At 61.3% G+C, this 13,595-nt stretch carries 10 protein-coding genes; 6 read left to right on the forward strand and 4 right to left on the reverse strand.

Annotation, left to right across the window (positions count from 1 at the left end; genetic code table 11):
- Positions 1–121 precede the first annotated feature (121 nt).
- The 3 genes from AC1Z1G_RS11710 to AC1Z1G_RS11720 form a co-directional block, all read right to left on the reverse strand.
- Positions 122–3,286 (reverse strand): CusA/CzcA family heavy metal efflux RND transporter, encoded by a 3,165-nt coding sequence (locus AC1Z1G_RS11710; protein WP_483627083.1) that lies wholly within the window; start codon positions 3,284–3,286, stop codon positions 122–124.
- 26 nt (positions 3,287–3,312) lie between these two features.
- A complete protein-coding gene (locus tag AC1Z1G_RS11715) occupies positions 3,313–4,515 on the reverse strand; it encodes an efflux RND transporter periplasmic adaptor subunit (RefSeq protein ID WP_483627085.1) in 1,203 nt (400 codons plus the stop codon).
- Positions 4,516–4,580: 65 nt separating this feature from the next.
- Complete coding sequence (locus AC1Z1G_RS11720; RefSeq protein ID WP_483627087.1) at positions 4,581–5,777, reverse strand: TolC family protein; 1,197 nt, start codon at positions 5,775–5,777, stop codon at positions 4,581–4,583.
- Between the two features lie 569 nt (positions 5,778–6,346).
- Here AC1Z1G_RS11720 and AC1Z1G_RS11725 point away from each other — a divergent pair.
- From AC1Z1G_RS11725 to AC1Z1G_RS11735, 3 genes are read left to right on the forward strand one after another with little or no spacing between them, the layout of a single operon-like run.
- Complete coding sequence (locus tag AC1Z1G_RS11725; protein WP_483627089.1) at positions 6,347–7,021, forward strand: heavy metal response regulator transcription factor; 675 nt, start codon at positions 6,347–6,349, stop codon at positions 7,019–7,021.
- On the forward strand, positions 7,018–8,442 hold the full coding sequence (locus AC1Z1G_RS11730) for a heavy metal sensor histidine kinase (protein WP_483627091.1): 1,425 nt from the start codon (positions 7,018–7,020) through the stop codon (positions 8,440–8,442). Before AC1Z1G_RS11725 ends, AC1Z1G_RS11730 begins: the two co-directional genes overlap by 4 nt.
- Positions 8,443–8,501: 59 nt before the next feature.
- On the forward strand, positions 8,502–9,398 hold the full coding sequence (locus AC1Z1G_RS11735; RefSeq protein ID WP_483627093.1) for an arginase family protein: 897 nt from the start codon (positions 8,502–8,504) through the stop codon (positions 9,396–9,398).
- 76 nt (positions 9,399–9,474) lie between these two features.
- On the opposite strand, the gene AC1Z1G_RS11740 is transcribed toward AC1Z1G_RS11735, so the two are convergent.
- A complete protein-coding gene (locus AC1Z1G_RS11740) occupies positions 9,475–9,804 on the reverse strand; it encodes a hypothetical protein (protein WP_483627095.1) in 330 nt (109 codons plus the stop codon).
- Between the two features lie 735 nt (positions 9,805–10,539).
- Here AC1Z1G_RS11740 and AC1Z1G_RS11745 point away from each other — a divergent pair.
- The 3 genes from AC1Z1G_RS11745 (at position 10,540) to AC1Z1G_RS11755 (ending at position 13,569) form a co-directional block, all read left to right on the forward strand.
- Positions 10,540–11,961: a serralysin family metalloprotease gene (locus AC1Z1G_RS11745; protein ID WP_483627097.1), complete on the forward strand. Its 1,422-nt coding sequence runs from the start codon at positions 10,540–10,542 to the stop codon at positions 11,959–11,961.
- A gap of 130 nt (positions 11,962–12,091) precedes the next feature.
- Positions 12,092–12,613 carry a sigma-70 family RNA polymerase sigma factor gene (locus AC1Z1G_RS11750; RefSeq protein WP_483627099.1) on the forward strand — a complete coding sequence of 174 codons (522 nt, stop codon included), beginning with the start codon at positions 12,092–12,094 and terminating at the stop codon, positions 12,611–12,613.
- Positions 12,610–13,569 (forward strand): FecR domain-containing protein, encoded by a 960-nt coding sequence (locus tag AC1Z1G_RS11755; RefSeq protein ID WP_483627101.1) that lies wholly within the window; start codon positions 12,610–12,612, stop codon positions 13,567–13,569. Before AC1Z1G_RS11750 ends, AC1Z1G_RS11755 begins: the two co-directional genes overlap by 4 nt.
- Positions 13,570–13,595: the final 26 nt, after the last annotated feature.

Consider the following 13,595-nt stretch of genomic DNA (forward strand, 5'->3'; position numbering starts at 1 on the left):
GATACATTGAAGCGTAATACGCGCTGGGTAATCCGCCCTGCACAAGCCTGACTTTCAGACGAAGTATCGTGACGGCGAGGGAGAGGCGGACCAGGTGCTGGCCTGGCCCGCGGGTGATGCACTAGCTCGACGGGCGCTCTTCAAGCACTTCGTCGTCTTCACGCCGATGCGCCCAGTGATACAGCGCAGGCAATATCAGCAGCGTGAGCGCGGTCGAGGAGAGGATGCCGCCGATCACCACGGTCGCCAAGGGGCGTTGCACTTCGGCGCCGGTGCCGGTGGCCAGCGCCATGGGAATAAACCCAAGGGAGGCCACCAGTGCCGTCATCAACACCGGGCGCAAACGAGTCAGGGCGCCTTCGTTGATCGCCGTGACGAGCGAACGACCTTCTTCACGCAGGTTGCGAATGAAGGCAATCATCACCAACCCGTTGAGCACCGCCACGCCCGACAGCGCAATAAACCCCACGCCGGCCGAGATCGACAGCGGGATGTCCCGCATCCACAGCGCCATGATCCCGCCCGTCAACGCAAACGGGATGCCGGTGAACACCAGCAAACCGTCCTTGAGGTTGTTGAACATCATGAACAGCAGGGCGAACACCAGCAGCAAAGCCACCGGCACTACAATCTGCAAGCGTTTGGCGGCCGATTGCAGTTGCTCAAACTGACCGCCCCAGGTGGTCCAGTAGCCAGCCGGAACCTGCACCTGCTGATCGATGCGCTCGCTGGCCTCTTTCACAAACGAGCCGATGTCGCGGCCGCGCACGTTGGCGCTGACAATCACCAGGCGCTTGCCGTTTTCACGGCTGACCTGATTCGGCCCCAGCACCAGGTCCAGGCTGGCGACGTCTGACAGGGCAATGAAACCGATCTGGCTGGCACTGCCGTTGAGCAAGGCCGGCACCGGAATCAGCAGCTTCGACAGCCCGTCGACATCCTGGCGCATGGCATCGGGCAGCCTCACTACCATGTCGAAGCGCCGGTCACCTTCATACAGCGTCCCGGCCTGACGACCGCCGACGGCCACGGCGATGGTGTCCTGCACGTCGCCGATGTTCAGCCCATAACGGGCGGCCTTGTCGCGGTCGATGTTGATGGTCAGCACCGGCAGGCCGGTGGTTTGTTCGACCTTGACCTCCGAGGCGCCGCTGACCTGTTGCAGCGTGGCGGCAATGGTCGCGGCGGTACTGTTGAGCACGGCCATGTCGTCGCCGAACACCTTGACCGCCACATCGCTGCGCACCCCGGAGATCAGTTCGTTGAAGCGCAGTTGGATCGGTTGCGACAGTTCATAGTTGCTGCCCGGCATCATCGCCGTGGCGCGCTGGATATCGGCGATCAACGTTTCCCGTGATTTGTCCGGGTCGGGCCATTGCGCCTTGGGTTTGAGCATCACGTAGCTGTCGGAAATGTTCGGTGGCATCGGGTCCGAGGCAATTTCTGCGGTGCCAGTACGGGCGAACATCCGCTCGACCTCAGGCACTTGCTCCAGCACGCGTTTTTCCAGGCGTTGCTGCATGTCCACCGACTGGCTCAGGCTGGTGCCGGGCACGCGCAAGGCTTGCAGGGCAAAGTCGCCTTCACTGAGGCTGGGTACGAATTCGCTGCCCATGCGGCTGGCGACCCCGGCGCAGACAGCGATCAGCGCGAGTGCCAGGGCGAAGGCCAGTGTGCGCCGGCCCATGACCCACGCCAGTGCAGGCGCATACACGCGCCGGGCACCGCGCATCACCAGGTTTTCCTCTTCCTTGACCTTGCCGGTGACGAACAGCGCAATCGCCGCCGGGACGAAGGTCACCGAAAGCAGCATCGCGCCGAGCAGCGCAATGACCACGGTGAAGGCCATCGGGTGGAACATTTTACCTTCGACCCCGGTGAGCGCAAAAATCGGCAAGTACACCACCATGATGATCAACTGGCCGAAAATCAGCGGCCGTCGTGCTTCCTTGGCCGCCGCGAATACTTCATGCAGGCGTTCGGAGCGGGTGAGGATCCGGCCGTGATGCTGCTGGGCGTGGGCCAGGCGCCGGATGGCGTTTTCGACGATCACCACGGCGCCGTCGACGATGATGCCGAAGTCCAGCGCGCCCAGGCTCATCAGGTTGGCACTGACTTTGTTGGTGTACATGCCGGTGAAGGTAAACAGCATGGCCAGCGGAATGACCATGGCAGTGATCAGCGCCGCACGGATGTTGCCCAGAAACAGGAACAGAATCACGATCACCAGGATCGCGCCTTCAATCAGGTTCTTCTTCACCGTGGCAATGGCTTTGTCCACCAGCGTGGTGCGGTCATACACGGTCACGGCGACCACGCCCGCCGGCAGCGAACGGTTGATCTGTTCCAGTTTGCCGGCCACGGCCTGGGACACGGTGCGGCTGTTCTCGCCGATCAGCATGAACACGGTGCCGAGCACCACTTCACGGCCATTCTCGGTGGCTGCGCCGGTGCGCAGTTCACGGCCGATGTCGACGCTCGCCACGTTCTTGACCCGGATCGGCGTGCCGTCGACCGTGGTCATGACGATGTTGGCGATGTCCTCGGGGGTTGCCACTTGGCCCGGTGCGCGAATCAACAGTTGCTCGCCGCTGCGCTCGATGTACCCTGCGCCGACGTTGGCGTTGTTGCGTTCCAGTGCGGTCACCAGATCGGCCAGGGTCAGCTTGTAGGCCGCCAGCCGTTTGGGATCGGGAGCAATCTGGTACTCCTTGGCGTAGCCACCGATGGTGTTGATTTCAGCGACGCCGGGCACGTTGCGCAATTGGGGTTTGATGATCCAGTCCTGAATCACCCGCAGGTCGGTGGGCGTGTACGCGCTGCCGTCCTCCTTGACCGCGCCTTCGCGGGCTTCGACCGTCCACAGGAAAATCTCCCCGAGGCCGGTAGAAATCGGCCCCATCACGGCTTCGACGCCTTCGGGCAATTGTTCCTTGGCCACTTGCAGGCGTTCGTTCACCAGTTGGCGGGCAAAGAACAGGTCGGTGCCTTCCTTGAAAATCACCGTGACCTGCGACAACCCCGAGCGCGACAGTGAGCGGGTCTGTTCAAGCGCCGGTAAGCCGGCCATCGCGGTTTCAATCGGGAAAGTGATGCGTTGTTCGGTTTCCAGCGGTGAAAACCCGGCCGCCGCCGTGTTGATTTGTACCTGCACGTTGGTGATGTCCGGCACCGCGTCAATCGGCAGCTTCTGGTAGCTGGCGATGCCGAGACCGGCCATGAGTAAAACCGCGAGCAGCACGATGATGCGCTGCTCGATAGCGAATTGGATCAGGCGTTCGAACATAAGGAGCTTCCTGGACGAATGACGGATCAGTGAGCGTGCTCGGCCGAGGCCTTGCCCAGTTCTGACTTGAGAATGAAGCTGGCGGTGGACGCGACCTGCGCCCCGGCAGCGAGGCCCTGAGTGATTTCGACCTGACCGGCTGCGCGGCTGCCGAGCACCACTGGCTGCACCTTGAAGCCGTCAGGGGTGCGTACGAACACCGAGGGTTTATCCTCGACGGTCTGGATCGCGGTTTCTGGTACGGCGACCTGGGCCCGGCGGGTTTCGGTGGCCACCCGCACGGTCACGAACAACCCCGGACGCCAGGCGCCTTGTGGGTTGGCCAGGGTGACGCGGACGGTGGCGGTACGGGTTTGCTCACCGAGCAGGCTGCCGACGTAGGTCACGGTGCCCGCGACTTCGGCATTCAGTTCGGCGGCACTGACCTTCACCGATTTGCCCACCAGCACCTGGTTCAGGTCCTTGGGCGAGACGCCAAACGTCACCCACACCTGCGACAGGTCCGAGAGGGTGAAGACGCTGGTGCTGTCGTTGACCACCTCGCCGAGGACCAAGTGCTTTTCCACCACCACACCGTCGAACGGGGCGCGCAGTTCATAACGATTGCCGCCGCTGGCCACGGTGCTGCCGCTGAGCACGCTGATTTTCTGCCGAGCGTTGCTCAGGGCAATCTCGGCTTCTTGCAAGGCCTGGCGAGCCTGGAGGAAATCCTGTTCGGCAGAAATCTTGTCCTGCCATAACGCGCGCTCGCGCTCAAACGTGGTGCGGGCCAGTTCGACCCGGCGTTGCGCCGCAGCCTGCTCGCTGCGCTGATCGGAGATTTGCTGGCTGGCGATGACGGCCAGCAACTGGCCCTTTTTCACCGATTGACCCAGGTTCACCAGCACCTGTTCGACCACGCCAGCGGCACGCGGCACGACGTGGGCGGTGCGGTCTTCGTCGAAACGGATTTCGCCGGGGAAGGGCAGCGACAGCCCGATGTCCCGGGCCCCGGCCTCGGCCAGCTGGATTCCGGCCGCTTGAATCTGCTCAGCGCTCAGTGTCAGGTGGCCTTCTTCCTCGGCCTCGCCTTCGGCATGTGCATCGGTTGCCGGTGCAGTGTCTTCGTCGTGGTTGGCATGCGGCTGCTCCTGGGCGCGGGGTGTTTGCGCCTGTCCTGTCAGCAATGAGCCCAGGCCGACGCCGGCCATCAGGGTCAGCGCGATGGCGAGGATGGTTTTTTTGTCCATGGATACTCCCGACACCCCCATTGCCTGCGGCGAATGGGTGTGAAAAATCGTGGTTTGAAAAGGCTTCAAGGGGTGCGGGTGAGCGCGTTCATGTCGCCGAAGATACGTTCGATGCGCACCCAGGCGCTGGTGGCGTCCGCGATGGCCTGGATGTACTGGCTGCGGGCATCGATCAGGGTGCGCTGTGCGTCGAGCACGTCGAGGAAGGCGAACTTGCCTTTCTCGAACCCCCGGGTGGCAGTGTCGACGGCGCTTTGCGCGGCGGGCAGGATCGTCTGTGTGTACGCGTTCACTTCAGTGCTCGCCGTGGTCCATTGGTCGAGGGTGGCCTGGACTTGCGTGCGCAAGCGCAACTCAGTGGCGTTGCGCAGGTCCCGCGCCTGATCGGCCCGGCGAGCGGCGGCCAGCACGTTGCCCTGATTGCGGTTGAACAGCGGAATCGGCATCGACAGGCCGACCACGTTGACGCGCTCGCGGTCGGTCTCGCTGTACTGGCTGCCGACGCTCACGGTCAGGTCGGGAATCCGCTGCGCTTTCTCCAGGCCCAACGACGCTTCTTTTTGGCTGATCTGTAACTGCGCCAGACGCAGCTCGGCGGTCTCGGCCAGCCGCCCCAGCAATTGCGGCGAGGAGGGAGCTACCGGCACCGTGCCGGCCGGTTCCTCGACACGTTCGAAACTCGCTTTCGGTGAACCGGTGACGTGGGCCAGTTGCTGGTAGGCCGTGGCCTGGTCGCGTTCGGCGCGGCTCAACTGCAAGCGCACTTGCGACAACTGCACCTGCGCACGCGTGGCTTCCACCGGCGATGACTGGCCTGCATTGACCCGCCCCTCTGCAACACGCAGCCCACGTTCGGCGAGCGTCAGGGACTGGCGTGTCAGCAGCAAGCGCTGTTGCGCCGTGGCGCAGCTGTAGAAGGCCTCTATCACATCGGCCCGCAAGCTGTTGCGTTGGCGCTCCAGCTCGACATCAGCCGCCGCCTGAGCACGGCTGGCCACGTCAATGCGTGCGCCGCGTTTGCCGCCCAGTTCCAGCGGCTGGTTGAGCATCACCGTGGTGGTGCGCGAATTGCGTCGCGTGTCCTCGGCTTCCCACGACACCTCTGGGTTGGGAATCAGGCCGGCCTGTTGGCGGTCGCCCTGGGCAATGCCGATTTCCCATTGCGCGGCGGCAAGGTCCGGGTTGTTGGCAAACGCGGTGTTCAGTGCCTGGTTCAGGGTGAGAGCGGGTTCTTGCGCGGCGGCGTTCAGTGTCAGCAGCATGGACAACACGCCCACACAAGAGAGGGCAGTTCTGATGCCTGGCGGTTTGTATAAAGTTATAGGCCCATACACTTTTGAGGGTTCCTTCATGCGGTAATGTCTATGCCGCGAATGTAGTGGGCCGTGCTTATCAGAAAGGTGACTGGATAATGACAAATACGTTATCCGCCGCTGCGTCATAACGTTTTGCATTAGCATGAGAAGTGTTGGGGGTGAAAGGCAGCAGGATGAGTAATATCAAGAAACAAATAGCCGGCAGTTATCCGTCGAAGTGCACTTGTTAGATATTTATATCCATGCAAGAGCAAGAGAATTAGCCAGCATGCTGCGTCAATACCTGCGGCATTTCGTCGCAAATCCATATTTTAGCCGTCAAGCGCGGGCGTCTTGGTTGACCTTGTAGTTACTTCAGGCTTTAGGGTTGCGGTCCATGGAAGCAGGAAATGACGAGGCTGAAGATGTAGCAAGTACCTCTGTTTATTGGCCCGGAAAGTCAAACAAGAAATCACTCTAATTCCCCGGGTTAATTCACTGCTTATTTATCTGTATTTATTGAAAGGTGAAAACGTATGCGAATCCTTGTGATTGAGGACGAGCTGAAAACTGCCGAATACTTGCACCAGGGTTTAACGGAAAGTGGTTATGTTGTGGATGTTGCATCGACGGGTGCCGACGGTCTTCATCTGGCCCGCCAACAGGCCTACGACCTGGTCATTCTGGATGTCAATCTTCCCGAGCTGGATGGTTGGGAAGTGCTTGAGCAGATTCGCAAGAGTGGCAACATGCGAGTGATGATGCTGACGGCCAGAGGTCGCCTGGCGGACAAGGTCAGGGGGCTGGACCTGGGCGCCGATGATTACCTGGTCAAGCCGTTCGAGTTCCCCGAGCTGCTGGCGCGGGTCCGCACCCTGATGCGGCGCAGCGAACACATTCCCTTGCCGCCCGTATTAAAAGTGGCCGATCTGGAACTTGATCAGGGCCGCCACCGCGCGTTTCGCGGTGAACAACGCATCGACCTCACCACCAAGGAGTTCGCGCTGTTGCACCTGCTGATGCGTCAGACCGGCGAAGTGCTCTCGCGCACCCGGATTATCTCGCTGGTGTGGGACATGAATTTTGACTGCGACACCAATGTGGTGGAGGTCTCGATTCGCCGCTTGCGGGCGAAAATCGACGACCCGTTCGAGACCAAACTGATCCATACCCTGCGCGGCGTGGGCTATGTGCTGGAGGCTCGGGAATGAAGCCGGCGAGTCTGTCGATGCGCCTGGGTTTGACGGTCAGCATCATGGGGGCGGTGTTGGTGGTGTTGCTGGCGATCCTGGCGTTTCTGGCGCTCACCCATGAGCTGGATGGCCTGGCCAAAAGCAGCCTGGAAAAGAAAATGGCGCAGATCCAGCACAGTCTGTCGATGGACATGAGTGCCCGCGAAATTTCCCAGAAACCCCATTCGCTGCTGGACCAGGTGATGGGGCACGACAACCTGAACCTGACCATACTCGATAAACAGAATCCGGCGCAGCCGCTGCTCAGTTATGGAACCACGCTGCCGAACCCGGCCCTGGCGCAGACCGCGGCGGCCACTGCGACCGTCGACAAACTCTCGTACTTCAGCCGCTCGGACGGGCAGGGCAATCATTTCCTCACCGCATCCCGGCTCATGCCATTGAAGGACGGTGAGACGGTGCCGGTATTGCTGTCGATTGATCGCTCCAATGACGAAGCGCTGCTCAGCGCCTACCTCAGTTCAACCATCGTTGCCTTGCCGCTGCTGTTGATTGTCATCGGCATCAGCGCGTGGGCGATTGTCCAGCGGGGCTTGGCGCCGCTGCGTGAGTTTCGCAAGGTGGCCGCCATGGTCTCGACCCAGGACCTTGGCCATCGGCTGTCGGTGGTCAACATGCCCCAGGAACTCAGCGAGTTGGCCCACGGCATCAACTTCATGCTGCACCGTCTCGACAGTGGCGTGCAGCAGTTGTCGCAGTTCTCCGATGACCTGGCCCATGAATTGCGCTCGCCCATCACCAACCTGATGGGCAAGGCGCAGGTCACCCTGTCGCGCGAGCGCCCGCCCGAAGAATACAAAGCGGTACTGGCCTCGTGCACCGAAGAGCTGGAACGGGTGAACCGGATCGTTTCCGACATGTTGTTCCTGGCGCAGGTCAGCCACCCGGCGGCGTTCGCCCCGTTTGAAAGCATTGCGCTGGAGGACGAGGCACGGCGGGTGGTGGAACTGTTCTCGCTGTCTGCCGAAGACAAACGCATCACGCTGAAGGTCTCGGGCAGCGGCAGTACGCTGGGTGACCGGTTGATGATTCAGCGCGCAATCTCCAATTTGCTGTCCAACGCGATACGCCACTGCCCGCCCGGTAACGTCATTTCCATCGTGATCGAGGCTCACGCCGAACAAGTCTCGTTACTGGTCGGCAATCCTGGCGCAGGCATCGGGGCGCAGCACTTGCCGTACCTGTTCGACCGCTTCTACCGGGTCGACAACAGCCGTTCGCGTGCGCAGGGCGGCACCGGGTTGGGGCTGGCGATTGTGCGGTCGATCATGAGCCTGCACCAAGGTTCGGCCGATGCCCAGAGCCTGCCTGGCAGTGCCACGGTGTTTCGCCTGGTGTTTCCGGGCGGCGCGGCATCCGGGCACGAGAGCACGGTGTAGTGCCGGGCTGATTCGGTATGGCTTAGACTCGGCGTCTCGATGGAAAGAGGAACAACGCCATGGCTCGCGGCACACTTACCGTTCTTGATGCACCCTCTAATCTGGGGCTGAGCCCGCCGGCCCCCGGCAGCGTGCCGGGCTGCTACAAACTGCCGTGGGCCCTGCGCGATCGTGGGCTGCTCGGGTTATTGAACGCTGACGATGCCGGGTGCGTGGTGCCACCGCGTTATAACGCCCAATGGACGGCCGGGGAGGGCGATCGCAACGCCGTGGCGATGGCGGATTACTCGACTCGCCTGGCCGACCGTCTCCAGCCGCTGATCGAGCAAGGTCGCCGTGTGCTGGTGCTGGGAGGCGATTGCAGCATTCTGCTGGGCAACCTGCTGGCCTTGAAGCGCCGGGGGCGTTATGGCCTGGTGTTTCTGGATGCCCACAGTGATTTCCGTCATCCCGGCACCGCCGATGAGATCAGGGCAGCGGCCGGTGAAGACCTGGCGATTGTCACCGGGCGTGGCGATGCCAGGCTGGTTAACCTCGAAGGGCGCGGGCCTTACGTGCAAGAGGCGGACGTGCATGTCGTCGGGGTTCGTGAAAACGATGAATACCTGGCTGACCTGGCCACCACTGCGATCACGCTGACCACCAGCCAGACGATGGCGGCGCAAGGCATCGAGCCGTTGATCGATCAGGTGCTGACTACGGTCACCCGTCACACCGACGGGTTCTGGATTCACCTGGACCTGGATGTCGTCGATGGCGCCGAGATGTTTGCGGCGGACTGCCCGGAGCCGGACGGCCCGTCCTTTGCGAGGCTGACGCAGTTGCTGGCGGGGTTGTTCAGCTCGCCTCAGTGCATCGGGATTGACGTGACGATCTACGACCCTGATCTCGACCCCTCGGGTGTCTGCGCCGAGCGAATCGTGCAGTGCCTGACGCAGGCCTTGTCGTCTGGCTGAACGAAAACAGGGCCCGTTGCTTGAGGCAAACGGGCCCTGTTGTTTAACACCGGGACATCACGGCGTCAGTGGAGACTCAGCAAAAACGGTCGATGACCCGGACTTCGCTGGGGTTCTGCAGCGCCTGCCATTCATTGCGCAGGGTTTGCAGGACACGGCCGATGAAGTCCTTGTCGGCGGCGGCCTTCTTGCCGACATAACCCTGGCCGCGACGGTACATCTTCAGTCGGGCGCACAGGTCGCGGGTGTTCTGTTCGAACTCGGCCTCGTGGGCGTGGGGCGACAGGCAGTCGATATGCACCTGGCCCGACGTCGATACCCAGAGGATATGACTGTCGTGGCTGTCTTTTTGCGCTGCGAACATGCGAGCCAGTTCATCAATAGTGGGTTGATTGTTCAGATTCATGTGTAAGCCCCTTGACCAAATGGTGATCTGTTCTGGTTGGTTCGCTGAAACGTGTAGCCCTTGCGGTAAAAAAATCCCTGTTACCGCAACCAGGACGACAGGGCTGGCCTGTCGACTACACAACAGGCGCCGGGCCTGAGATGTAGTCCTGCTGAGAAGCTGCTACGCAATGACGTCACCAGGGACAAAAGCCGCGATCCATCTGGAGGTTGCTGCCGGTATTGGGCTGCACACACCGTGAGGGTTTCGCCAGTGCCTCTCGTCCATGCAGTGGACGGTCATGCCAGGTCAACTTCATCAATCTGCCTTGTGGGCAGTACCTTTACGGTCGAACAGCCCGGCGGTCGGACGAGGCTGCTCGTTAACACTTTGCCTGTACTCCCGATCGGGGAGACGTCCGCATCATGCAAGGGCAAATTGAAAGCGTCAACGGCTTTGTAGTGTTTTTTTAATGGCACTACATATTTGTTTTCCGGCACTGAACGCGCGCTCACAGGCGCTGTCCAGAGCCTTTCCTGGGGCAAGCTGGGGTTGAGGAAAGTTTGCAGGGGACGAGTATTAAAAATGACCGGCTGGCCGGGGTCTGACTGACGCTATCTAAAAATCAAATAGGCTGCGGGTTTCAAACTGTGTCAGTTTCATGGCGCCTGTAATGGGGCGAGTGATAGGACGATCTCGCTAACGGGGTCGCCGTGGTCTATCGGAAACCGACTATTTGAAACAAGGACGTAAGTGATGTCGCAAGCCAAAGCAAAAGCGGTTGTATCTTCAGGCCAGGTCAGCTCGGCCTACTCTCAGGTTGACGCCTTCAGCCATTTGTATGATCGCGGCGGTAGTGAGTTGATCAATGGCAAACCTTCCTTCACCGCCGATCAGGCGGCTGATTCCATCCTGCGCAAGAACATGTCCTGGCACGATAAGGACGCGAACGGCAAGGTCGAGCTGAGCTTCAGCTTCATGAACAAGGCTCCTGATAACTACAACCCTAAACTGGGCACCTTCAGCGAGTTCAGCGACCTGCAGAAAGAGCAGGCGAAACTGTCGTTACAGTCCTGGTCGGACGTGGCCAACGTGACCTTCAAAGAAGGCGCAGCCAGCGGTGACGGTCACCTGAGCTTCGGTAACTACGACGTCAGCACCGGCGGTGCAGCGTTCGCTTACCTGCCGTCGGGCGGCAGCTATGACGGTCAGTCCTGGTACCTGATCAACGATCAGTACCGGGTCAACGTGACGCCGGGCACCAACAACTACGGTCGTCAGACCCTGACCCACGAAATTGGTCACAGCCTGGGCCTGTCCCATCCTGGCGTCTACAACGCCGGTAATGGCAACCCGACCTACAACGACGTGACTTACGCTCAGGACACCCGTGGCTACAGCCTGATGAGCTACTGGAGTGAGAGCAACACCGGCCAGGACTTCAAGGGCGCGTACGCGTCGGCGCCGCTGATGGATGACATTGTTGCCGTGCAGAAACTCTACGGTGCCAACCTCGACACTCGTGCCGATGACACCGTGTATGGTTTCAACTCCAACGCCGAGCGCGATTACTACAGCGCTACCTCGGCGGCGTCCAAACTGGTGTTCTCGGTGTGGGACGGTGGCGGTAACGACACCCTTGACTTCTCCGGTTTCACCCAGAACCAGAAGATCAACCTCAACGCAGGTTCGTTCTCCGACGTGGGCGGCCTGGTCGGCAACGTCTCCATCGCCCATGGCGTGACCGTGGAAAATGCCATCGGCGGTTCGGGCAACGACCTGCTGATCGGTAACGCGGCGGCCAACCTGATCGAAGGCGGTGCCGGCAACGACATCATCTACGGCGGTGGCGGCGGCGATACCCTGTGGGGCGGGGAAGGCGCGGACACCTTCGTGTACGGCGCAGCCTCCGATTCGACCATGACGGCGCCAGACTGGATCATGGATTTCACCACCGGCCTGGACAAGATCGACCTGTCGGGCATCAAGGAGTTCGCCACCGGCGCGGCCACGCTGAACTTCGTCAGCGGCTTCACCGGCCATGCCGGCGACGCGATCCTGACGTACTTCGCCGAAACCAACCAGACCAGCCTGTACATCGACCTCACCGGCCAGGGCGCCGTTGATTTCGCGGTAGGCACGGTTGGCCAGGCTGCGACGACTGACTTTATCGCCTGATCCACGTACACAGGGAGCGGCGCGTCATGCGTCGCTCCTTGACGGGCGATGGCGCGGGCACCTGCCTATTGCCAACGCCAGAACGCTACATGACAATGCGATTCATTATCACTAGTGAATTTTCATCGTCATGCCCGCCAACGACCTTTCCCTGCGCAGTGCCGTCAATGATCTGTACTGCGAGCATCACGGCTGGCTGCTCGGTTGGCTGCGCAAACGTCTGGCCAGCGCCTGCGATGCCGCGGACCTGACGCAAGACACGTTCGTGCGTGTCATCAAGGCTCGCAACGCCATGGACATTCGCGAACCACGGCCGTACCTGTCGAGGGTCGCCAAGGGTTTGCTGATCGATTTGTTTCGCCGCCGTTCGCTGGAGCAGTCCTATCTGGACGTCCTGGCCTGTGCGCCTGAAGGGGAGCAACCGTCCCTCGAAGAACAGGCGATCATGCTGCAAGCCCTGCTGGAAATCGATCGAATGCTCGAAGGCCTGGGTTCGAAGGTCAAGCAGGTGTTTATTCTGTCCCAGTTCGAAGGCCTGACCTATCCGGACATCGCCGGGCGGTTGGGCATTTCGACGCGCACGGTGAACAACTACATGGCCAAGGCCATGGAACATTGCTGCCTGATGCAACTTCAGATGCAGCGCTCATGACGTCCCCCCAATCCCCATTGTCAGCCTCCGAATCGCAGGCCTTGAGTGCTGCGGCGCAATGGTACGCCCGACTCGAATCGGGGCAGGCAAGCGACGAGGACCGTGAGAACTGGCGCGCGTGGCAGGCCGCCGATGCCTTGCATCAGCAGGCCTGGCAGCGGATCGAGTCGGTGCGCCAGCAGATGGGGCGCGTGCCAGGCGCGTTTGTTGCGCCGACCTTGCAGGGCGCTGAACGATCACGGCGTCAGGTGCTGCGCAGTGTAGTGGTGCTGGCGTCGGCCAGTTCGCTGGGCTGGTTGAGCTGGCGCAGCGAGACGGCTCAACACCTGTTGGCCGATTACCGTACGGCAGTCGGTGAGCGGCGAGAGGTGCGGCTGGCCGACGGCACCTCGCTGATGCTCAACACCGACACCTCGGTCAACGTTCGCTTCGACGGCGGGCAGCGCCTGCTTGAGTTGCTCTGGGGGGAAATCCTCATCAGTACGGCGGCAGATCCACTTCGGCGACCGTTCCGGGTGAACACCCTCCATGGTCAGGTGCAGGCCCTGGGGACGCGCTTCATTGTTCGCTCGCAAGTCCGTGGCGGTGAGGTGGCGGTGCTGGAGAAAGCGGTGCAGGTCAGTCTTCCCGGCAGTGGCCCGACGGTGCGGCTGGAGGCCGGGCAGCGCCTGAACTTCAACGCCCTGACGCTGGGTGCCATCCGCCACAACGATGCGTCGGTGGGCGCCTGGCAGCAGGGCAGCATCATTGCTATCGACCGGCCACTGGCCGAGTTGCTGGACGACCTGTCCCGTTATCGCCCCGGTGTGCTGCGTTGTGATGCGAGCATTGCGGAGCTGAAAATATCCGGCGCCTTCCCGGTCGATAACACCGACCTGGCACTGGCGGCGTTGCAGAGCGGTTTCTCACTCAACATCACCCGCTACAGCCGTTACTGGGTCAGGGTCTCGACCTAGCGCCGTCAGGTTTTCGAGAATATTTC

It is taken from the genome of Pseudomonas sp. JL27(2026) (genome assembly GCF_056933555.1).

Excerpts from the sequence above, each read along its gene's own strand:
- AC1Z1G_RS11735 (WP_483627093.1), top strand. The coding sequence starts at position 8,502 with ATGGCTCGCGGCACACTTACCGTTCTTGATGCACCCTCTAATCTGGGG.
- AC1Z1G_RS11710 (WP_483627083.1), bottom strand. The coding sequence starts at position 3,286 with ATGTTCGAACGCCTGATCCAATTCGCTATCGAGCAGCGCATCATCGTG.
- AC1Z1G_RS11750 (WP_483627099.1), top strand. The coding sequence starts at position 12,092 with ATGCCCGCCAACGACCTTTCCCTGCGCAGTGCCGTCAATGATCTGTAC.
- AC1Z1G_RS11740 (WP_483627095.1), bottom strand. The coding sequence starts at position 9,804 with ATGAATCTGAACAATCAACCCACTATTGATGAACTGGCTCGCATGTTC.
- AC1Z1G_RS11745 (WP_483627097.1), top strand. The coding sequence starts at position 10,540 with ATGTCGCAAGCCAAAGCAAAAGCGGTTGTATCTTCAGGCCAGGTCAGC.
- AC1Z1G_RS11725 (WP_483627089.1), top strand. The coding sequence starts at position 6,347 with ATGCGAATCCTTGTGATTGAGGACGAGCTGAAAACTGCCGAATACTTG.
- AC1Z1G_RS11720 (WP_483627087.1), bottom strand. The coding sequence starts at position 5,777 with ATGCTGCTGACACTGAACGCCGCCGCGCAAGAACCCGCTCTCACCCTG.
- AC1Z1G_RS11730 (WP_483627091.1), top strand. The coding sequence starts at position 7,018 with ATGAAGCCGGCGAGTCTGTCGATGCGCCTGGGTTTGACGGTCAGCATC.
- AC1Z1G_RS11715 (WP_483627085.1), bottom strand. The coding sequence starts at position 4,515 with ATGGACAAAAAAACCATCCTCGCCATCGCGCTGACCCTGATGGCCGGC.
- AC1Z1G_RS11755 (WP_483627101.1), top strand. The coding sequence starts at position 12,610 with ATGACGTCCCCCCAATCCCCATTGTCAGCCTCCGAATCGCAGGCCTTG.